The organism is Streptomyces sp. NPDC001568, from assembly GCF_042893755.1.
Lineage (GTDB): Bacteria > Actinomycetota > Actinomycetes > Streptomycetales > Streptomycetaceae > Streptomyces.
In genome coordinates this window covers 35,772-58,546 of record NZ_JBIAVF010000021.1, presented here as the reverse complement: position 1 = coordinate 58,546, position 22,775 = coordinate 35,772, and the positions used below count along the sequence as shown (strand labels likewise).

The 22,775-nt window shown below is 74.0% G+C and carries 8 protein-coding genes and 1 pseudogene; 6 read left to right on the top strand and 3 right to left on the bottom strand.

The genetic code is table 11. The annotated features are described in order from the left end of the window. The first annotated feature begins 55 nt into the window (after positions 1-55). Positions 56-1,612, top strand: a complete 1,557-nt coding sequence (locus tag ACFY0I_RS32305) for an alpha/beta fold hydrolase (protein WP_388902385.1) — start codon at positions 56-58, stop codon at positions 1,610-1,612. A 12-nt stretch (positions 1,613-1,624) separates the two neighbouring features. Next, positions 1,625-3,250: an alpha/beta fold hydrolase gene (locus ACFY0I_RS32300; protein WP_388902383.1), complete on the top strand. Its 1,626-nt coding sequence runs from the start codon at positions 1,625-1,627 to the stop codon at positions 3,248-3,250. 66 nt (positions 3,251-3,316) lie between these two features. Here ACFY0I_RS32300 and ACFY0I_RS32295 read toward each other — a convergent pair whose 3' ends face one another. The 3 genes and pseudogenes from ACFY0I_RS32295 to ACFY0I_RS32285 form a co-directional block, all read right to left on the bottom strand. Then, positions 3,317-4,750, bottom strand: coding sequence for a serine/threonine-protein kinase (locus ACFY0I_RS32295; protein WP_388902381.1), 1,434 nt, complete (start codon positions 4,748-4,750; stop codon positions 3,317-3,319). Further along, positions 4,747-5,556 carry a serine/threonine protein kinase gene (locus ACFY0I_RS32290; protein ID WP_388902380.1) on the bottom strand — a complete coding sequence of 270 codons (810 nt, stop codon included), beginning with the start codon at positions 5,554-5,556 and terminating at the stop codon, positions 4,747-4,749. The genes ACFY0I_RS32295 and ACFY0I_RS32290 overlap by 4 nt, the downstream gene beginning before the upstream one ends. A 477-nt stretch (positions 5,557-6,033) precedes the next feature. Next, positions 6,034-6,192, bottom strand: a pseudogene (locus ACFY0I_RS32285) (M23 family peptidase); the annotation flags it as partial. A 1,226-nt stretch (positions 6,193-7,418) separates the two neighbouring features. Between ACFY0I_RS32285 and ACFY0I_RS32280 the strand changes: the two are divergent. From ACFY0I_RS32280 to ACFY0I_RS32265, 4 genes are all read left to right on the top strand, one after another. Continuing rightward, on the top strand, positions 7,419-10,520 hold the full coding sequence (locus ACFY0I_RS32280; RefSeq protein WP_388902378.1) for an amino acid adenylation domain-containing protein: 3,102 nt from the start codon (positions 7,419-7,421) through the stop codon (positions 10,518-10,520). A 110-nt stretch (positions 10,521-10,630) separates the two neighbouring features. Then, positions 10,631-16,258: an amino acid adenylation domain-containing protein gene (locus tag ACFY0I_RS32275; RefSeq protein ID WP_388902376.1), complete on the top strand. Its 5,628-nt coding sequence runs from the start codon at positions 10,631-10,633 to the stop codon at positions 16,256-16,258. Continuing rightward, complete coding sequence (locus ACFY0I_RS32270) at positions 16,255-19,593, top strand: amino acid adenylation domain-containing protein (RefSeq protein ID WP_388902374.1); 3,339 nt, start codon at positions 16,255-16,257, stop codon at positions 19,591-19,593. The genes ACFY0I_RS32275 and ACFY0I_RS32270 overlap by 4 nt, the downstream gene beginning before the upstream one ends. Before the next feature lie 95 nt (positions 19,594-19,688). Then, positions 19,689-22,748, top strand: coding sequence for an AMP-binding protein (locus ACFY0I_RS32265; RefSeq protein WP_388902372.1), 3,060 nt, complete (start codon positions 19,689-19,691; stop codon positions 22,746-22,748). Positions 22,749-22,775 lie beyond the last annotated feature (27 nt).

Sequence of the window (22,775 nt, the reverse complement as noted above, 5' to 3'; positions counted from 1 at the left end):
CGCTGCCAGGCACCGCACGGCCGCTGTGCCGTGCCGGGCAGAGGAACGAGACCACATGCCACACCACAGCATCCACGCGGCGACGACCGCCGCGGTCGCCCTGGTCTGCCTGACCACGATCGGCCCCGCGGGCGCCGGCGTCCCTCCGGGACCCGCCCGGCCGGCCGGTGGGCCCGCCGCGGCGGCTCCCGCACGGTTCGTACCCGGTCCCTGCCCGAAGCCGCCCGAGCCCGTCGAAGCGCTGAGCGACGCACGCTGCGGTTTCCTGGAGGTCCCCGAGAACCGCGCCCGTCCGGGCGGCCGCACCATCGAACTGGCCGTCGCACGCATCCCCGCCACCGCCGCGAAGCCGGTGGCCGACCCGGTGGTGTTCATGGCGGGCGGGCCCGGCGCCGACACGTTCGACGACATCCCGTTCCTCGTCGAGTCCGGTCTGAACAAGGACCGCGAACTGATCGTCATGGCCCAGCGCGGCAACCTCCACAACCGGCCCAACCTCGCCTGCCCGGAGATCGACCGCTTCAATGGTCGGGCCGTCGGCCTGGGCTACGACGCGCAGCAGGCGAAGCAGTCGTTCCTGAAAGCGGTCAAGGACTGCCGGGACCGCCTGACGGCCGACGGCACCGACCTGGGCGCGTACAACACCACCGAGAACGCGGCCGACTTCGCCGACCTGCGGAAGGCGCTGAAGATCCCGCGGTGGAACGTCTACGGCTACTCCTACGGCAGCAACCTGGCCCTCACGTACCTGCGCCTGCACCCCGAGGGAATCCGTGCCTTCGCGATCGACTCGATCACCCCTCCCCGGGTGGTGACCCTGCCGTGGGCGTGGGGCAGCACCGCCGAGGGAATCGACAACATCCTCGCGGCGTGCGCGGCGCAGCCCGCCTGCAAGAGCCGGTACCCGCGGCTGCGGCAACTGCTGACGGAGCAGGTGCGCAAGCTGGAGGCTCGCCCCCTGACCCTGGACGTCACGCCGCGGGAGAGCGGCAAGCCGGTCAGGACCGTCCTCGACGGCGGCGCGCTGCTGAACCTGATCGTCGCCTCCACCCCCCGGCCCAAGGACATCCCCGCGGCGCTCGACGAACTCGGCCGCGGCAACCCGGAGCGCTTCGCGCAGGCCCGCGCGGGCGGCTCGGTCCAGAGGGTCGGCGAGTTCGCGCACGGCCTGACGAACTCGATCGTGTGCGGCGAGTGGGCTCCCGGGTACTCGGAGTCCGACGTGCTGAACGCAGGGCGCAAGACCTACCCCGGGTGGCCCGACACGGTGCTGGCCCAGGTGCCGCAGCTGCCCTTCCAGTACGAGGCGTGCCGGATCTGGAACGTCGCGGACCGCTCGTCCGGCCAGCGGGTGCCCACGGTCAGTTCGGTGCCGGCGCTCGTCATCTCGGGCACGTTCGACGTGAAGACCGGGGCGAGTTGGGCCAAGGGCGTGGCCCGCGACCTGTCCCGCTCGACCTCCGTGCAGGTCCCCGGAATCGGCCACTGGGTGGTCCCGCAGTCGCCCTGCGCGCAGCGCGTGTTGGCATCGTTCTTCGCTCACCCGACCGATCCCGACACCTCGTGCGTGGACGGTCTCGAACCCCCACCGTTCACCATCGTCCCGAGATGACCGGGAGACCCGATGACACGCCACCACGCGCCCCGTCACCACGCGCCCCGTCACCGCCGCACCGTACGACGCCTGCGCGCCGCTTCGGCCGCCGTGGCGACCGGTCTCCTCGTCACCGGACTCCTCGCGGCGCCCGCACGGGGGCAATCCCCCACCGACGCCACCCCCTCCCCGCAGCCGCCGGTCGGTACGGTGGCGCGGACGGCGGGTGACGCCCGCTTCGAGCCGGGCCCCTGCCCGAGGACGCCGGAACCGGTCGAGGCGCTGGAAGGGGCCCGCTGCGGAACGCTCACCGTGCCCGAGAACCGCGCCAAGGCCGGCGGTCGAACGATCGAACTCGGTGTCGCGATCGTGCCCGCCGCTTCCGACACGCCGAAGCCCGACCCCATCGTGTGGCTCGCGGGCGGGCCCGGCGACGACGCGGTGGGAGAGGCGCAGATGGCGATCGACGGCGGCCTGAACCGCGACCGTGACGTGATCTTCATGTCCCAGCGCGGTACCTACTCGGCCGACCCGACGCTCCTCTGCCCCAACATCGACGAGTTCAACGCGCGCTCGGTCGGCCTCGTGTACGACGCTCCGTCCACCGAACGTCTGCACGTCGCGGCCACGAAGGCCTGCCGCGACCAACTGGCGGGCCGCGGGATCGACCTCGCCGCCTACAACGACATCGAGAGCGCGGCCGACTACGACGACCTGCGCACCGCGTTGGGCGTCGAGCAGTGGAACCTGTACGGGATCTCCTACGGCACGCACCTGGCGCTGACCTCCATGCGCCTGCATCCCGAGGGCCTTCGCTCGGTGGGCATCGACGGCATCCTGCCGCCGTCCAGGGCCGGGTCGGTCGCGACCTGGAGCAGTGCCCGGCAGGGCTTCGACGGCCTGTTCAAGGCCTGTGCGGAGCAGCCCGCCTGCAACGAGCGCTATCCGAACCTGTCGGCCGGCTTCGACCGGCTCGTCCGCGAACTCGAGGCCGAGCCGGTCACCACCACCGTCACGCCGCCCGGCAGCGACAAGCCGGTGAAGGTCGTACTGGACGGCGGAGCCCTGGTGAACTGGATGACGTCCGCCACCCACGTGGCGCCCCAGGTACCCGCCGCCCTCGACGAGCTGGCCAACGGCAAGCCGCAGCGGATCGCCCGGCAGTGGGCGGGCGGCAAGCTCAGCCCCCAGGCCATGGGAAGGGTCGCGCACGGTCTTGTCTACGGCGTCTTCTGCGGCGAGTGGACGCCGTACGAGAGCCAGACGCAGGCGCTGCGCGGCGGACAGCAGGCGTTCCCGTCGTTCCCCCGCTCGGTGCAGGCCCAGGCCCCGCAGCTCACCTTCCTCCGTCCGGACTGCGACGTCTGGAACGTGCCCGCCGCGCCGCCGTCGATCCGGGACGTCACGCGGGGCGACATCCCGACCCTCGCCCTGTCGGGCGGGTTCGACGCCCAGACCGGGGCGGACAACGGGCCGTACGTGGCCCGTACGCTGCCCAGGGCCAAGGTCGTCACGGTCCCGTACGAGCCGCACGTGGTGTTCGCCACCTCGAAGTGTGCCCAGGAGATCGCCGTCTCGTTCTTCGACGACCCGGCCGCACCGAACACGAAGTGTCTTAAGGACCTCGAGCCGCCCGAGTTCGAGATCGGGCGTTGACATCCCCTCCCCCTCCTCGGAGTCGCCGTGGCGGGTCCCGGTGGGCGCCCCAGGAGGTGCCCCCTGTCAGCGCGCCGCCGAGGGGTGCGGGCATTTCGGCAGCGCCGGCCGGTCCTTGGTGCGTACGGCGGGCAGCCAGGCCGACGTCGGCGCGGAGCCGGCCGGCAGGCTCACCCGGTACCAGCGGGTGGACTGCCGGTCCTCCTCGTCGACGATGGGTCGCCCTCCGGGCAACTGGCAGTTCGCGGCGAGGACGTCGCCGTGCCAGACCCTGGTCGGTACGACGTTGTCGGCGGTGTAGGGCCGCAGCGGATCGATCGCCAGGCCCAGACTGCACTGCGGTGCCCGATCGGCCCGCTCCCGGCAGCTCTGCTCCGCGTTGAAGATCCGGACCGTGCCGGCTGCCGCGCCCGCGAGGTCGGGCGGTGCGGGCGTGGCGGCCCGTACCGAGTCCGAGCACAGGGTCGCGCCGGCCATCCCGCACAGCGCGGTGGCGAGGACGGCCGCGCGGGCCCTGCTCCTCAGGCGCCCCGCCCCGAGCCCTTCCTGCCGGGCGGCGATGCGGGCGAGCAGGCTCCCGGCGGTGTGCGGGGCGCGGGCCTCGTGGGTCGGGGCGAGGCAGTCGGCGGCCAGCGCGCGCCAGAACGGGGGTACCGCGTGGTCCATGCGCAGCGGGGCCCGACCCTCGCCGTACTCCTGGACCGCGGCGCCCCGCGCCATGGGCGTGGCTCCGGAGAACGGCGAGCCGCCCGCCGCGAACACCTCGTGGATGACGATGCCCAGGGCCCAGATGTCGGCGCTCGGCCGGATGCGCACCCCGAGTTCACCGAGGGGGGCCCGCCAGCGCTCGGGCGGGAGGTAGTCCAGGGTGCCCATGGGCGGCGCGTAGCCGTGGGTCCCCGTCAGTTCGGTCGCCAGACCGAAGTCCGAGAGCTTCACGGAGCGGTCATCGTCCAGGAGGACGTTCTCCGGTTTGAGGTCCGCGTGGACCCAGCCCGACCGGTGGAGGTGGGCCAGGCCCTCGCAGATTCCCGCGATCAGGCGGCCGCGATCGGCGTCGGGCACCCCCGCGTCGATGAGTTCCCGCAGGCTGCCGGAGGCCCGTTCCATGACCAGGACGATCGCGCCGTCCAGGGCGGGCCGGTCGGGAGCGGCGACGACGAACGACTCCAGGAGGCCGATCAGTCTCGGATGGCCGGCCCTGCGCCCGAGCTCGACCTCGCGGCGGGCGGATTCCACGATCCTGCGTGCCTGCCGCGGCGCGAGCCCGGCGGTCGGCATGATCTTGAGCGCGACCTCGGTGCGGCCCGGAGGCCGGTCGGCCGGGGCGCCGGAGGCCCGTCCCGGGTGCCGGTCGGCCGGACGCGCCGCGTAGACCGTGGACCAGCCTCCGGAACCGATCAGCCCGGTGACCACCCAGTCGCCCACCTGTTGGCCGGGGGCGATCGGGTCGATCCGGTCGCACTCCGTGGTGCCCTCCAGGCCGTGCCGCAGCGTCATCGCACGGCCTCCCGCTCGCGCCCGCCGGACCCCGTGAGGGGCGGCAGCAGCCCGAGGTTCTCCTCCCGTACGAGTCCGAACCGCAGCGCGAGCCCGACGATCTCCTCCCGCTTGCCGTTGCGGCGGTCGCCCTTGCCCGGTTCGTGGGCGTCGGGGAGGCTGATGCGCAGTTTCTCCTCGGAGAGGTAGTCGATGTGCGAGCTGACCGCGCGCGCGGTCAAGGTGGCGCAAGTGGCGTGGCCCCTGAGCCGCTCCACGATCTGGGGGGTGGTGGGGACGGCCACGCGGGACTGGTCGCGCAGGCGCGGCTCGCAGAGCGCGACCAGGACGAGGAAGTACGTGGCCGTCTCGTCCAGGGAGTACGCGGTGACCGTGCGGTTCCCCCAGGGGACTCCCATGGCGTCCGGGTCCAGGTAGACGTGGTCGGGGGCGAACACCTGGAAGGACACGGCGACGTCACCGCGGGTGGGCAGGACCACGCGGGAGAACTCGAACGGGATGGGCGCGCCGACCCTGCGCGGCGGAACCCTCAGGTACTCCCCCGCTCCCTCCGGGTTCTCCACGAGGTAGCTGTGGGTGGTGCTGTGGTTCGTCAGCTGCCAGTGGTCGTCGGTGACCCGGATCTCCCCGGCCAGCCGGGAGATCGCGGGGTCGGCGAGGCGCAGCTCGACGGGGACCGTCGCGGAGCCCCGTCCGAAGCGGGCGACCTCGCCGGGCCCGAGCCGTAACGTCACCGCGTCACCGTGCGGTTCGCCGCCTTCGGCGCCGCCGCTTCCCCGCGGCAGATGAACGACCACGCCGCTCACCGCTCCCCCCGTTCCACCCGTCGCACTTGCCGGACGAGCGGAACGATACTCATCGATCAGGGGAGTTCACCGGCGTAGTTTGGCCACTTCGCCGGACGGCCTCCGGGGGCGGACCGCGCCGGGCCTCCACGACTCGGTCATGGGACCGGCGTGGGTGGCGGGTGCCGGGCTCCGCCCGGCCGTTCGGCCGTAACCCCCACGCCGGGACGCGGGGATCCGTCCTCCCGAACCGGGTACGGATGCCTCCTTCTGGACGTACAAGGTGGGCAAGGTCACTGCGGGTGGCGGGTCGGAACCGGGCTCGGGGGAGATTTGCGGGGCGGGCGCAGCACATGTGCCCCCTTCACTTGGCGAGATCCACACCTTCCCTCAGGGAACGGGAGGGTCCCGCGCCCACCCGACGAGGGGACCGGGCGTCCCCGGAGGCCGCGGCGGCGCGGCCGGCCAGGGATCGTGTGCGGGGTGGTCGGGTGCCGGTCACTTGTGGGTGGGGCCGGGGGTGCTGTTGAGCCAGGCCCATGCGGACCAAGTGGCGAAGCCGGTCTGCCCTCGGTGGAAGGTCCCGGTGTTGTTGGTGCCGAAGACCTCGATGCGGCCGTCGGCGTTGGCGGCGGCGGTGACCTCGGTGCCGCCGGTGGCGTGGGCCGGGTTCAGTCGCTGCTCCCGACCGCCCCACCAGTCCTGCTGCTGGAACAGGCCGAGGCTGGTGTGGTCGACGGCCCGGGAGTAGTTGTTCCTGCTGGTTTCCACGATGATCGTTGCGATGGCGATCGCCGCGGCCCTCGGGTTGAGGCCCCGCTCCTTCACGGCCTGTGTGACCATCCGTGCGCAGGACATCCTGTAGGCGTCCAGGTAGCCGGCCATCTTGGCGCTCAACTCCGGGTTGAGCTGGACGGCCCTGACGGCGTCGGTCGCCGACGGACCGGCCGGATCGCACGGCTCGGTGGGAATGGCCAACCCTTGGGGGCCACTGAAGTACCGGGAAACACCGGTCCGGTCGTCGCCCGGATCCGGAAGGGGGGATGGCGAGCGCGGCGGCGACCTCGTCGTCCCGCAGGCCGCAGCCGACCGCGGAGAGCACCTCGCGCTCCTGGTGCCCGAGCACCGTGGCGGTCCGGCGGTCGGTCGGGGCCGTCGTCGGCATCGCTGCTCCCCGGGCTCCGGACAGGTCGCCCTGCCGGGCGCCGTCGACAAGGTAGGGCCGGCGGCGGCGGTCGGGGCATCCGGAACGATCCGGAGTGGCACGCGCACACGGGCCTGCGGCAGCGGCGGGACCGGGCTTGCCGCACGGCGATCGGCTCGGCGTCCTCGCCGGGAACCCCGTCACATGTGTCACTCGGTGACGACCGACTCTCCTTGATCACCGACTCGCGACGGCTTCGGATGTGCACCAGCGAAGGCTTCGCCCCCCATCCCGGACACGGTCGATCGGCAGTCATGAGATGCGAAATGACGCTCCGTCAAAGTCAATTCCGACTACGGACGTTCAGGCGAACGGGCTTGCGGTTCGGCGCGCGCACGACGGTCGATTCCGAGCCATGGTCAACCCTTGACGGTGTGTGGGTGTTGTGCGAATCTCTCGACAGGTCTGGACCATTTGTCTTCATCGGGCGGAGGCCTGATCCACCGACCACCTCGGGGAACCCGGGATGTTCGGCGGTCCTGACCACGCACGGCCTTCGGCCGGTCCTCGGGGGTGGGCCGGGCGCCACACGATGGCCGAAACCGCTGCCCAACCCATATGCCGCAGGCTGCCGTTGCCGTCCCGCGCCTCGACGTGCGCCAGCCCGCGCCCCATGCCGCGTCCGCACGTTCACCGTGCTGCTCCTCCGCTCCGCTCCCACGTCCTAAGTGAGCCGCCGATGTCCGCAGTCCTCCCACCACCCGACCTCATCCCGGCCTCACCGGCCCAGCAGGGCGTCTGGCTCACCGAACGGCTGGGACTGGCCCACGAGGCGTTCCACATGCCGGTGCGCATCTCCTTCGACCGGATCGACACCACGGCGCTGGCCAGCGCGGTGGCCGCCGTGACCGGACGCCATCCGGCCCTGTCCGCACGGTTGGTGGAACGTGACGGCTGCGTCCGGCAGGAACCCGCGGAGCGGCGGCCCGAACTGGAGCAGCTCGAAGCACCGTCGGACGAGGCCGAGTTGGAGAAGCTGCTGGAGGAGGAGGCCGCTCGTCCGTTCGTCCTGGAGACCGGACCGCTCAGCCGCTTCACCCTGCTCCGACGCGCCGACGGCAGCGCCGAGCTGCTGGTCTCCGCCCATCACTCGGTCTTCGACGGCAACTCCAAGGACGTCCTGACCCGGGACCTCGCAGCCGCGTACGGCTCATTGCCCCTGCCCCCGCCCGCGACCACCGCGGCGGTCGCGCCGGCCGCCGAGCCGGACACCGTGCGGCGGGCTGCCGAGTGGTACGGGCCGCGTTGGGCCGCCGCCACCGAACCGGTACTGCCCGGCGCGCCCCGCACGCCGACAGCGGCCGGGGCCGGTGAGGCGGTCGAGTGGCGCCTCGAAGGTTCCGGAGCAGCCGAGTTGGCCACCGCGGCCGACCTGACCGGGACCACCGTCTTCGAGTTCCTGCTCACGGCCCTGCACGGGCTGCTGCGCCGCTACGGCGGCGAAGCCGTGCCCGTGTCCGTACCGCTCTCCACCCGGACACCCGAACTCGCCCATGAGATAGGGCTGTTCGTCAATGAACTGCCCGTCCACGCGCCTGCGGCCGATGCGGACCATACCTTCGCCGTGTTCGCCGCCGCCGTCCGGGCCGAGCTGCGGGCCGGCTACCCGTACCGCGACGTCCCCTTCGGCACCGCCGTCGCCGGACTGGGCCCCCGCGTCGGGCTCACCCCGGTCTCGCTCGGCTACCGCCGGCGCGGCCCGGACCCCGACTTCGCCGACACGGGTGCCCGGGTGGCCTGGGCGGTGCACAACCGTACCGCCCGCAACACCCTTCACCTCCAGATCGTCGAAGCCCCCGACACCCCGGGCGGCGCGGGCGCTCCGGGCGGCGGCATCGACTTCAGCCTCCAGTTCGACCCGGCCGTGCTCGCCCCGGACGCCGCCCGCCGGATCGCCGGCCACTACCGGACCCTGCTCGCCGGCGCGGTCTCCGCACCCGGTACCCGGCTGCTGGACCTGCCGCTGCTGGACGCCGCCGAACTCCGGGCCGTCACCACCGCGCCGAACGCCACCGACCGGCCCTATCCGGCCGACCGGACCGTGCTCGACCTGTTCCGCGCCCAGGCCGCCGCCACCCCCGAGGCCATCGCCGTCAGCACCACCGGCCGCGCTCTGCGCTATCGCGAACTGCTGTCCCGTACTGCTCAGTTGGCCGCTGCCCTGCGGACCGGCGGCGTCCGCCCCGGCGACCTGGTCGCCCTCCACCTGGACCGCACCGCCGACCTGCCGGCCGCGCTGCTCGCCGTCCTCGCCACCGGCGCGGCGTACCTGCCACTGGACCCCGGCTATCCGGCCGAGCGCCTGGCCCTCGTCCTGCGCGACTCCGGAGCCGTTCTGGTGCTCGCCGACCGCGAGCCCGCGCCCGTGGTGGCCGCCGCCGCCCCCGCGGTCCTGCGGCTCCCGGCCCCCTCGGCGGTCGACCACGACCCGGCCGGAGCCGCCCCCGCCTCCGCTCCCGGTCCGCAGGACGTGGCGTACGTCCTCTACACCTCCGGCTCCACGGGCCGGCCCAAGGGCGTGGCGGTCGGCCACCGGGCGCTGGTCAACCTGCTCACCTCCTTCGCCGACCGGCTCGAATCAGGCCCTCGGCACACCTGGCTCGGCCTGACCTCGCTCTCGTTCGACATCTCCGCGCTGGAGCTCTACCTGCCGCTCATCACCGGCGGCCGGCTGGTCCTGGCCCCCGACGGCCTCGGCGTCGACGGCCCCGGCCTGCTCGCGCTGATCGGCTCCGAGGGCGTGACCCACGTCCAGGCCACCCCGTCCGGCTGGCGGGTGATGCTCACGGCGGGGACCGGCGCCGGCGCGCTCACCGACGTCACCGGCCTGGCCGGCGGCGAGGCGCTGCCGCTGCCGCTCGCCCGCGAACTGCGCGCGCGCACCGCCCGCCTGTTCAACGTGTACGGCCCCACCGAGACCACCATCTGGTCCACCTGCGCCGAAATTCCGGCCGCGCCCCGGCAGATCGGGATCGGCCGCCCGATCGCCAACACCCGGACCTACGTCGTCGACGAGCAGCTGAACCCCACCCCGTTGGGCATCCCCGGAGAGCTGCTGATCGGTGGCGACGGCGTCGCGCACGGCTACCTCGGTCGACCCGAACTCACCGCCGAACGCTTCGTGCCGGACCCGTTCGGCCCGGCCGACGCCCGGCTCTACCGCACCGGGGACCGCGCCGTTCGGACGTCCGACGGCGAACTCGAATTCCTCGGCCGGATCGACGACCAGGTCAAGATCCGCGGTCACCGGATCGAGCTCGGCGAGATCGAGTCCGCCCTGCTGGACCACCCGGCCCTGACCCAGGCCGCCGTCGCCGTCCACACCGAGGAGGACGGTGAGCCCTTCCTGGCCGGCTATCTGGTCCCGGCCGCCGGCGCCCGGCCGCCCGCCCCCGCCGACCTGCGCGACCACCTGCTGCGCACCCTGCCGGCCGCGATGGCGCCGCAGCGCTGGCTCATCGTGGAGCGTCTTCCCCTCACCCCCAACGGCAAGCTGGACCGGCGGGCCCTGCCGGTACCGCCGCGCGAGGCTCCGACGCGGCGGGCCGCCGATGGCGACGACGGGACGACCGGGACGATCCGCCGGATCTGGGCCGAGGTGCTGAACCTGCCCGATGTCGGCCCCGAGGATGACCTGTTCGACCTCGGCGGCCACTCCCTCACGGTGATCCGGATCGCCGCCCGGATCCGCGACGCGTTCGGCGTGGAGCTGGACTTCGACGTCTTCTTCGACGTCCCGACCCCGGCAGGCATCGCCGCCGCCGTCCGCGAGCGCCGGTAGGCCAGGTGACCGGTACGCCGGGCGCGGGCCACTGCCCCGTGCCCGGCCCCCGCCGCGTCCGCACCCTCCCACTCCCCCGCCGAACGCCCGAACGCCCGAACAGGAACCCGATGACGGATACCCAGGACCTGCCCACCGACTGGTCCGCAGCCAAGCGCGCCCTGCTCAGCCGGCGGCTGCGCGGCGCCGCGGCGCCCGCCCGGGTGGTGGAGCCCCGCCCGGTGGGCACGGCGCCGCCCCTCTCCAGCGGCCAGGAACGGCTCTGGTTCATGGACCAGCTCGCGCCCGGCTCCACGGCCTACACGCTGGCGCCGGCCCGCCGGTTCCGCGGCCCCTTCGACCGCGACGCGCTGGACGCCGCGCTGACCGATCTGGTGGCCCGGCACGAGAGCCTGCGCATGACCTTCCACACCACCGAGGCCGGCACCGCCGAGGTCCGGATCGCCGATCCCGCGCCGTTCGCCGCCCAGCACATGGACGTCGGCGCGGACCCGGACCCGCAGGCGCGCGCCGCAGCCGAACTCGGCGCGCTGATCGCCGAGCCCTTCGACCTCCAGGTCGGCCCGCTCCTGCGCGCCCTCGTCGTCCGGATCGCCGAGGACGACCACGTCCTCGCCCTGGTGATGCACCACATCATCGGCGACGGCTGGTCGATCGACATCCTCCACCGCGAGCTCGACCTCCGCCACGCCCACCACGCGCACGGCGCTCCGGGTGAACTCCCGCTCCTGCCGGTTCAATTCGGGGACTACGCGACGTGGCAGCGGGATCGTCTGGAGAGCGGCGCTCTCGCCGCCTCGCGCGAGCACTGGCGCAGCCAACTCGACGGCGTACCGGCTCTGGAGCTGCCTTCCGACCGACCCCGCCCGCCACTGTTCACCTTCGACGGGGCGGCGGTCGAGTTCCGCTGGAACGCCGAGCTCTCCCGCCGGGTGGGTGAGGTGGCGCGGGCACACGGCGCCTCCACGTACATGGTGCTGATGGCCGCGTTCCAGGTCCTGCTGGGCCGGCACACCGGCCGGCGCGACTTCGCCGTCGGCTCCGCCGTCGCCGGTCGTCTCCACCACGAACTCGAAGGTGTCGTCGGCGCGTTCGTGAACATGCTGCCGATCCGAGCCCGGCTCTGCGCCGACCTCGACTTCGGCCGTCTGATCAGCCGGGTCCGCGACACCACGCTCGACGCGTACGCGCACCAGGAGGTGCCGTTCGAGCAGATGGTGAGCGATCTCGCGGTGGAACGCGACGTGAGCCGCGCCGCCGTCTTCCAGACCACCTTCGCCTTCCAGAACTACGGCGGGCGCGCCACCACCACCGCGGGCCCGGAGTCCGAGGGCTTCGGCTACGAAGCCACCACCACCCACGCCGACCTCGCCCTCTACATGCGCGAGGAGGCGGACGGCGGCCTCTACGGTCTGCTCACCTACCGCACCGACCTCTTCGACGCGGGCACCGTCGAGCGCCTCGCCGAGCGGTTCCGGTTGCTCACCGCGGCCGGCGTCGCCGACCCCGCACTGCCGATCGACCGGCTCCCCCTGCTCGGTGCGGCCGAGCGGACGGCCGTGCTGGAGACGTGGGCCGCCGGCCCCCCGCTGCCGGACGGCGGTCCCGCCACGCTCACCGGGGCGTTGTCCCGGGCGGCGGCCGGGACGCCCGGGGCGCCCGCGCTGGTCTTCGAGGACCGCACGCTGACCTACGGCGACCTCGACCGGCGCGCCAACGCCATGGCCCGGCGGCTACGGGCGCTGGGCGTGGGGGCGGACGACCGGGTGGCCGTCTGCCTGGAGCAGTCCGCAGAACTCGCCGTCGCCCTGGTCGCCGTCCTCAAGGCCGGCGGCGGATACCTGCCGCTCGACCCCGAGCAGCCCCCCGCCCGGCTCGCCCACCTGGTCGCCGACGCCGGAGCCAGGGTCCTGATCACCGACAGCGCGCTGCGACCGCGGTTCGGTGACCACCCCGCGGTCGACCTGCTGACGCGCGACGACGACGCGAGCGAGGGGGACGGGTCGCCGCTGGAGGAGGTCTCCGGCGCCGACGACCTGGCGTACGTGATCTACACCTCGGGCTCCACCGGCACGCCCAAGGGCGTCGCGGTACAGCACCGCCAGGTCCTCAACTACCTCGCGGGGGCCGGGGAGCGACTGCGGATCGAACCCGGCTCCTCCTTCGGGCTGTTGCAGTCCCTCTCCTTCGACTTCAGCATCACCATGCTCTACCTGGCCCTCACGACCGGCGGCCGGGTACACCTGCTGCCGCGACGGATCGCGGGCGTGGAACTGGCCGCGGAGATCGAGCGGGCCGGCATCGACTACCTGAAGATGACGCCCTCGCACCTGGCCGCACTGTCCGCCGACGCGCCGCTCGCCCGGTTGCTGCCGCGCCGAGCACTGGTCCTCGGCGGCGAGGCCGGCAACTGGTCCTGGGCGGCGGGCATCGCCGCACTGGGCCGGTGCGCGGTGTTCAACCACTACGGACCGACCGAGGCGACGGTGGGGATCACCGTTCACGAGGTCACCGCCGACGGCGTGGGCGCGCCGGGCAACACCCCGATCGGCAGTCCGCTGGCCGGCGGGCGCTGCTACGTGCTGGACGAGAACCGCGACCCCGTTCCGCCGGGCGTCACCGGGGAGTTGTACGTGGGCGGGGACCGGCTCGCCCGCGGCTACCTCGGGCGGCCGGACCTGACCGCCGAACGGTTCCTGCCCGACCCGTACGCCGACCCGTACGACTCGGGGCCGTCCACGGCCGACCCGTCCGGCGCCGCCCCCGGCGTCCCGGGAGCCGACGGCCCGCGGATGTACCGCACCGGCGACCTCGCGCGCTGGCGGGCCGACGGATCGCTGGACTACCTCGGCCGCGTCGACGACCAGATCAAGGTCCGTGGCTACCGGGTCGAGCCCGGCGAGATCGAGGCCGCGCTCACCGCGCTGCCCGGCATCACCCAGGCGGTGGTCCTGGCCCGCGGCGAGGGCGTCAAGCAGAACCTCGTCGCCTACCTGGAGCGCCCCGCCGGCGGCGAACCACCGACCGCCGCCGACCTGCGGGCCGCCTTGGCAGAGGTCCTGCCGGACTACATGGTCCCCGCCCGCTACGTGGTGCTGGACCGGCTGCCGTTGCTCGCCCACGGCAAGGTCGACCGGAAGGCGCTGCCCGCGCCCGCGGACGCCCCGGCCGCCGGCGCCCACGTCGATCCCGAGGGCGGGACCGAGCAGGTGATCGCCGCCATGTGGGCGGACCTGCTGGACCTCCCCCGGGTCGGCGCACTGGACGACTTCTTCGCACTGGGGGGCCACAGCCTGCTCGCCACCCAGGTGGTCGCCCGGATACGCCGTGCCTTCCCCGACCTGGCCACCCCGGTCGGCGTGATGGACCTCTTCAAGTACCCGACGGTCCGTCGACTGGCCGCGCTGGTGACCGCTCCGGAGGCAGAGCGCGGCCCGCGACGGCTGCTGCACCTGCTCACCCCCGAGCGGCGCGAGCCGGCCGCCAGTGTGGTCTGCGCCCCGTACGGCGGCGGCAGCGCGCTGATCTACAAGCCGCTCGCCGACGCCATGCCGGCGAACTGGGCCCTGCACTCCATCGCCGTCCCCGGCCACGAGCTGGGCGAGGAGGCGCTGGACATCGACGAGGTCGCCCGGCTCTGCGCCGAGGAGATCGTCGCCCACGTCGAGGGACCGCTGGTGCTCTACGGGCACTGCGGGGTCGGCGTCCGGTTGACCGTGGAGATCGCCCGCCGGGTGGAGGCGGCCGGGCGGGAGATCGACGCCGTCCACCTCGGGGGCATCTTCCCGTTCGCCCGCCCGAAGGGACGTGGAGCCGCGCTGGCCGAGCGCTTCGCCGAGCTGTCCGGCCGCCTGCGCAGCGACCAGGGCATGATCAACGCCCTGGCGGCGGCGGGCCTGGACGTGGACGAGGTCGATGAGGACCAGCTGCGACTGATCGTGCGCAACCGCCGGATCGGCACCAAGGGCGCCGAGCGCTACTTCGGCGAGCTGTACGAGAGCGAGGGCGGCCGCATCACGGCGCCGGTGATCGCCGTCTGCGGCGACCGCGATCCGGCGACCGAGTTCTACGAGGAGCGGTTCCGCGAGTGGCACCGGCTCACCGGCACCGCGGCCGTGGTGGTCCTGGACGAGGCCGGGCACTTCTACCTCAAGTACCGCGCCGAGGAGTTGGCCGCCATCCTGACCGGGGTGCACCGCTCGATCGCCACCGGCGAGGAGGCGCGCCACGAGCGCACCGCCGACGCCACGTGGTGGTTGGCCGGCCTGTCCCGCGACGCCGCCGGGGCGCAACCCGGCCTTGAACCGGCTCCCGGGCGAGAAGCCGCACGGCCGCAGGAGTCGGTGCGTGCCGGGACGCCGGGCAAGGCCCGAAAGGGCCGCGAGCGCGGCCCCGTCCGCCCGACGATGGGCCGCTTCCTGGCCGTCGCCACCGGTCAGCAGCTCTCGATGATCGGCTCGGCGCTCACCGAGTTCGCCCTGCCGATCTGGGTGTACCTGCAGACCGGTTCGCTGTTCCAACTCGGTCTGCTCGCGGCCTTCGGCCTCGTACCCGGCATCGTCGTCGCCCCGTTGGCCGGCGCCATCGTCGACCGCGGCGACCGCCGCCGGGTGATGCTGTGGGGTGACGTCGCGGCCGGCCTGACCCAGGCGGCGCTGCTGGCGCTCCACCTCAGCGGCTCGCTGGAGACCTGGCACTGCTACGTGATGATCTCCCTGCTCTCCGCCTCGCTCGCCTTCCAACGCGTCGCCTGGGGCTCGGCGGTGCCGCAGTTGGTGCCCAAGCGTTTCCTCGGCCGCGCCAACGGCGTCGTCCAGATGGCGTTCGGTCTGGCCCAGTTCCTCGTTCCGCTGATCGCGGTCGCCATCCTGAACGTGATCGGTCTCGGCGGCATCCTGGTCTTCGACGTCGTCAGCTACCTGATCGCCACCGGCGTCACGCTGGCGGTGCGCTTCCCCGACGCGATGGCCGCCACCCGTCGCGAGAGCGTCGCCGCCGAGATCCGGGCGGGCTTCCGACGGGCCCTCGGCAGCCGACACTTCAGGGCCATGCTGTTCTGGTTCGCGGTGCTCAACGTCTTCCTCTCCCCGCTCTTCCTGCTCGTCACCCCGCTGGTGCTCTCCTTCTCCTCGACGGCGGCGGCCGGTTGGGTCTCCACCGCGGCCGGTCTGGGCGCCGTCCTCGGCGGCCTGACCCTGCTGGTCTGGGGTGGTCCGCGCCGGATGCGCCTGCGCGGGGTCCTGCTCGCCACGCTCGGCCTCGCCGCCGCCTGCGTCGTCACCGGCCTGCGGCCCTCGGTGACCGTGGTCGCCGTCGGCGCGTTCGGCATGACCTACGGGCTGGCGCTGCTCAACGGCATCTACGCGACGGTCGTCCAGACCAAGGTGCCGATGCGCTTCCACGGCCGGGTGATCGCGGTGAACACCATGGTCGCCTGGTCCACGCTGCCGATCGGCTTCGCCCTGGTCGCCCCGGTCGGCCCCGAATTGCTCCAGCCGCTGATGGACGAGGGCGGCGCCCTGGCCTCCACCGTCGGCGCGCTGATCGGCACCGGCGACGGGCGGGGCATCGGCCTGCTCTACCTGGTGTTCGGCCTCGCCATGGCCGCACTGGTCCTGATCAGCCTCTGCATTCCCGTTCTGGCCCGCTTCGACCGGGAAGTCCCGGACGCCGAGTCCGACGACCTGATCGGCCTGGAGACCCTGCGGGCCCGCACGAAAGGCGAGATGAGCACATGACCTCCCCGAACCCGAACCCGGCCCCGGCCCCGGCCCCGGCCCCGACCGATACCGCGACCGCGTCCTCGACACCGTCCCCGTCACCGACCTCGACCCCGATCGCCCGGTATCCGCTGACCGACGAGCAGCGTCGCCTGTGGTTCCTCCAGCAACTGGGGCCCCAGGACTCCGGGTTCAACATGTACCTGAACCGGCGCTGGAACGGCCCGATCGACCCACGGGCACTGGGCACGGCGCTCACCCGGCTCACCGCGCGCCACCGGGTGCTGCGCACCCGGTTCGCCCTGGACGGTGAGCAGCCCGTCCAACTCGTGGAACCCGTGAGGGACCTCGAGCTCACCCGGATCGCGATAGCGGACGCCGTGGAGGAGTCCTTCACCGCGGCCTGCGCCCCTTACGTCAACGCCCCCTTCGACCTGGGCGAGCGCCCTCCGCTGCGGGCCGTCCTGGTCAGCGCCGGCGAGCGCGAGCACGCCCTGTGCGTGGTGGTCCACCACATCGTCTCCGACGGCTGGTCGTTCACCGTGCTGTGGCGCGAACTGCTCGCGCTGTACCGCGAGGAGATCGGCGAGGGCTCGGCCGAACTGCCCGAGCTGAAAATGGAGTTCGGCGACTTCGCACTCGCGGAACGGGCCAGGCTGGACGGCGGCGGCACCGAGGAGGCGGTCCGGTACTGGAGCGGGCGGCTGGCCGGCGTCGGCCCCCTGCGGATGCCGTTGGACCACCCCAGGCCGGCCGATCCCACCCACCCGGCCGGCTTCGCCGACCTCGCCCTCGGTCCCGACCTCGTCGCCGGGCTCGACGGCCTGGCCCGCGAGCAGCGCTGCACACCGTTCATGGTGCTGCTCGCCGCCTACCAGAGCGTGCTGGCCCGCTGGAGCGGCAGCTACGACTTCGCCGTCGGCACCCCGCTGGCGGGCCGCAACGAGACCGCCCACGAGGCCCTGCTCGGCTACTTCTCCCGCACCGGGGTGATCCGCGCGGACCTCACCGGCGAGCCCGACTTCCGTACCGTCCTGCGCCGGGTGCGCTCCGCCACGATGGCCGCGCTGAGCCATCAGGACGTTCCGGTCGAGCGGGTGGCCGCCGAACTGGGGCTGCCGGTACTGCCCGGTGTCGGCCCGCTCCACCAAGCGGTGTTCGTCCACCAGAGCCAATACGATCCGGCCGGCGCCGACGAGCGGTCCACGCTGCCCGCGGACGTCCGTACGGCGAGCATGGACTCCGGATTCGACCGGGCCAAGACCGATCTGCTACTGGACAGTTGGCGCACCGCGGACGGCGGGATGACACTGTCGTTCTGCTTCGACCGGGAGCTGTTCGAGCGTCCCACGGTCGAGGCCCTGGCACGTCGGATCCGCGACCTGCTCGCCCGCGCCGTCATGGACGTGGAGGTCCCGCTGCACGGTGACTGGTTGCTGACCGGCGAGGAGCGCGCCGCGCTGCTGGCCCTCGGCGCCGGGCCGGCCGTCACCGAGGAAGCCCGCCCGATCCTGCGCGGCTTCGCCGACCAGGTCGCCGTCCGTCCCGACGCACCCGCCCTCGAGTGCGGGGGCAGCGTCCGCACCTACGTCGAACTCGACCGTGCGTCCGATGAGTTGGCCCGGAGGTTGGGGCCGGTGGCCGGCCGCGCGGTGGGCGTCGGGATGGAGCCGTCCTTCGAGCTGGTCACCGCCCTGCTGGCGATCTGGAAGGCGGGCGCCGGCTACCTGCCGCTCGACCCCGCGCACCCGGCCGAGCGCCGCCGGCTGATGCTCCGCGAGGCGGACGCCGCCCTGCTGCTCACCGGAGGCGAACGTCCGGACCTGGGGGTCCCGGTGCTGACCGTCGGCGATCCGGACACCGGGGACGGAGCCTCGGGCGTCGAGTCCGTGGGCGCGGAGCCGGCGGGTGCCGCGCCGTCCGCCGAGGACCCGGGCGGCCTCGCCTACGTCCTCTACACCTCGGGCTCCACCGGCGCCCCCAAGGGCGTCGCCGTCGAGCACGCCGCCCTGGCCGAGCGCGTCCGCTGGATGGCCGGGCCGCAGGGGTACGGGCTCGGGCCGGGCGACCGGATCGTCCAGTTCGCCTCCCTCGGCTTCGACACCCACGCCGAGGAGATCTGGCCGGCCCTCACCGCGGGCGCCTGTGTCGTCCTGCTGCCCGGCGGCGGCCGGATGCTGCCCGACCTGCTGCGCACCGGGGCCGGGCGGTCCGTCACCGTCCTCGACCTGCCGACCGCGTACTGGCAGGAACTGGTGTCCCTCGAAGACCGGACCCCTTGGCCACCGTCGCTGCGCCTGGTGGTCCTCGGCGGTTCCGAGGCGCGCGCCGTGACCCTCGCCCAGTGGCGGGAGCGGCACGGCGACACCGTCCGGCTGGTGAACACCTACGGCCCGACCGAGGCCACCGTCATCGTCACCGCGGGCGAGCTCGCCGGCGGCCGTGCCGGCGCCGGCAGCGGCCCCGCCGCCGAGCGGCGCCCGCCGCTCGGCCGCCCGCTGCCGGGGGTGCGGCTCTACGTCCTGGACGAGCGCGGCGGCCTGCTGCCCGCCGGCTCCGAGGGCGAGCTGTACATCGGCGGGAACGGCCTCGCGCGCGGTTACTCGGCCCGGCCCGATCTGACGGCGGAGTCCTTCCTCCCGGATCCGTACGCCGGCGCCCCGGACGCCCGCATGTACCGCACCGGCGACCGCGCCCGGTGGCGCACCGACGGGCAGTTGGAGTTCCTCGGCCGCGCCGACGACCAGGTGAAGATCCGCGGATACCGGATCGAGCCCGCCGAGATCGAGGCCGCCCTCACCGCCCACCCGGCGGTCGGCCGGGTGGCCGTGCTGGTCCGTGACGGCCGCCGACTGATCGCCTACGCCGTCCTGCGACCGGACCCCGGTCAGGAGTCCGCGTCCGCGCCGCCGGCGGGCGAACTGCGCGAGCACCTGGCGCTGCGGCTGCCGGCCTTCATGGTGCCGGACGCCGTGGTGCTGCTCGACACCCTCCCGCTCACCGCCAACGGCAAGCTCGACACCGCGGCCCTGCCCGACCCGGACCCGGTGGGCAGCGCCGCCGAGTACCTGGCGCCGCGCACCGATGCCGAGGCCCTGGTGGTCGACCTCTGGCAGGAGGTGCTCGGCCTGCCGAGGGTCGGCGTACTGGACGACTTCCTCGCCCTCGGCGGGGACTCGCTCCTGGTCACCAGGGTCGCCGCCCGGATCCGGGCCGGCGTCGGCCTCGACGTGTCGATCCGCGACGTCTTCGAGAGCCCCACTCCCGCGGCCCTGGCGGCCCGGATCGAGGCGCTGCTGATCGCGGAGATCGACGCCCTCAGCGAGGAGGAGGCCGCCGACCGGTTGAACTGACCGCACCTGCCCGCGCCCCACCCCCCTCCCACCGAACCGAACCGAACCGCATCGCATGCCATCGCACCGCATCGGAGAACGCCATCGCCACCACCGTGCCGCCCGCCGCGACGACCGTCCCCGAGCTCCTCGACGCGCGGGCCGCAGAACACCCGGACCACGTCGCGCTGCGGGTCGTCGGCGGCGGGGAACTCACCTACCGCCGTTGGCGCGAGGAGGCGTTGCGCGCCGCCGTCGCACTGGCCGCCGCCGGGGTCGCACCGCGCGACCGGGTGGTGCTGCGGTTCCCCGACGCGCGCTGGGAGCGGTACGCCGTCGCTTTCCTCGCCGTCCAGTACGCGGGCGCCGTGCCCGTCCCGGTCCGCGAGGACCTGTCCGAAGCCGATGCCGCCGCCCTGGCCGCGCTGGCCGAAGCCGGCGCGGTCCTGCGGGAGGGTGGGCCGCCCGCCCTCCCGGGGCCGGCGGACCTGTGTCTGGACGCCCTGCTGGCGGCGCACCCCGAGCCGCCGGCCGGCCCTCCGCACCGGGTCGGCCCGGCCGACCCGGCCCAGGTGATCGGCACCTCCGGCACCACCGGCGCGCCCAAGGGCGTGCTCGCCGCACACGGAAACCTGACCGCGGGCCTGGCAACCCACCCCCGCCGGCGCGCCTACGCGCACTCCCGGCACGCCCTGCACGCCTTCCCGATCGGCACCAACGCGGGCCAGGTGATGCTGCTGGGCGCGCTGACCGCCGCGCCCACCACGCTCAGCCTGCCGCGCTTCGACGCGGACCGGTTCGGCGCCGCGGTGGAGGAGTTCGGGATCGGCACCGCGTTCCTGGTGCCCTCGATGGCGATCGAACTGGTCAACGCGGGCACCGCCGACCGGTACGACCTGAGCAGTCTGCGCCTGGTCAACTCCTCCGCCGCCGCACTGCCCGTGCCGGTGGCGACGGCGCTGGCCGCGGCGCTGCCGGGCGCGACGCTGGTCAACACCTACACCTCCGCCGAGGCCTCGCCCGCGCAGATCTCCACCGTGGTCGATGCCCGCCGCCCCGGCTCGCTGGGCCGCCCGACGGACCCCCGGGACCTGCGGATCCTCGACGCGGACGGGCTGCCGCTGCCCGCCGGGCAGGTCGGCGAGGTCTGGCTGCGCCAGCCCGGACCCGCACGTGCCTACCTGGGCGACGCCGGGCAGAGCGCCCGGGTGTTCCGGGACGGCTGGGTTCGGATGGGCGACGTCGGACGTCTCGACCCGGACGGCTACCTGTACCTGGTCGACCGGGAGAGCGACGTCATCAAGAGCGGTGCGCTGAAGGTCTCCACGCTGCGGATCGAGGAGGCGCTGCACGAACACCGCGCGGTCGCCGACGCCGCCGCGTTCGGCCTGCCGCACCCCGTGATGGGCGCCGTCCCGGTGGCGGTCGTGGTGGCCGGTCCCGACGGTCTGGACCTGGACGAGCTCCGGCTGTTCCTGAGCGCCCGGTTGAGCCGGCCCGAACTGCCGGTCCGGATCCTGCTCGCCGGGGACCTGCCCAGGAACCCGAGCGGCAAGGTGGTCAAGCACCGGCTCCGCCCGCTGTTCGACGCGCCCGCGGAGTCAACGGGGCCCGCGGTCGCCCCCGCCACCCCGACGGAACTGCGGTTGGCCGGGCTCTGGCGGCGTCTGCTCGGCCGACCGGTCACCGATGTGGCCGCCGAGTTCTTCGCGCTCGGCGGCGACTCCTTCCGGGCCGTCCAGCTGGCCACCGGCATCAGCGCCGAGTTCGGGGTCCGGGCCCGGACCGCCGTGGTCTTCGAGCGGCCCTCGCTGCGCTCCCAGGCGGCCTGGGTGGACCACCCCGACCGGCGTCAGCCCGCCTCCGACGGAGCGTCCGCCGGCACGGGGACCGTGACGCCGTACCTGGCCGCGCTCCGTGCGCAGCCGCACGCCGTCGCACTCACCTCCCAGCAGGAGAACTTCTTCCGCTGGATGGCCGAGGCCCCCGGGCGGGACGCCGGCGCGGTGACGGCCCTGTTCCGGGTGGTCGACCGGCTGGAACCGGAAATCCTGGGTCTGGCGCTCACCGAGGCGGTCCGGCGCCATCCGGCACTGCGCACCCGGTTCGAGGCGGTGGGCGAGGGCGTGGTGCGGGCGGTGTTGGACGAGGAGCCCCGGGTGCGGATCACGCTGACCCGGGCCCCCGGGGCCACCGACGCCGAGGTTGACGCCCTGCTGCTGGCCGAACGCGACCGTCTCACCGACCTGGCGCGTGACCCGATGGCACGCCTCCTGGTGGTCAGCCGATCGGAGACCGACCACGTGGTGCTGGTCGCGATGCACCACATGGTCGCCGACGGCTGGTCGGTCGGTGTGCTGCTGGCCGACCTGGGGGTGTTCTACTCCGCGCTGCGGCGGGGCCGCTCCGCCCCGCCGGCCCGCTCGGGCCCGGGCTACGCCGAGTTGGTGGACTGGGCGAACACGCACTGGCCGGTCTCCCGGGCCCACTTCGGGGGCGCGCTGGCCGGGGCGCCGGAGGCCGTCGAGGAGTTCGCCGGCCGCCGGTCGGTGAACGAAGTGCTCACCGCCGCGCACGAGTTCGAGGTACCGGCGGCGTTGGCCGAAGCCCTGCGGGCCCGGGCGGCCGAGCTGGGCGCCACGCCCTTCCTGGCCGTCACGGCGGCCTGGACGGGACTGCTGGCGAGCCGCGGGGGACGTCCCGACCTGGTGGTGATGACCCCGGTGCCCGGTCGCCCGCGCCCGGACGCCGAGCGGACGGTGGGCTGCTTCGTCCAGTCGTTGCTGCTGCGGGTGGACGCGAGCGGGGCGCCCGGTTTCGCCGAACTCGTGGACCGGCTGCGGACGGTCCACAGCGAGGCGCTGGACCACCAGCTGTACCCGTTCGCCGAGTTCAGTCCGTCCGTGCCGTTCGCGGCCTGGCTCCGCTACGAGGCGTGGGCCGCGCCGGCTCAGCTGCCCGGCCTGGCGTGCGAGCCCTGGGAGCTGCCGCGCGGGAGCACCGTGCCCTGGCCGCTGCCGGGCGGTGACCGGGGCGTGCCCGAGCTGACCGTGGTCGAGCAGCCGGACGGCGGCATGCGGTGCTGGCTCCAGTACAACGCGCTGGCCTTCGACCTCCCCGTGATCACCGAACTGGCCGGGGAGTTCACCGCCGCGCTGAGCGCCGCCTGCGGGTGAGCCGCGGTCGCTGCCAACGGGAGGAGG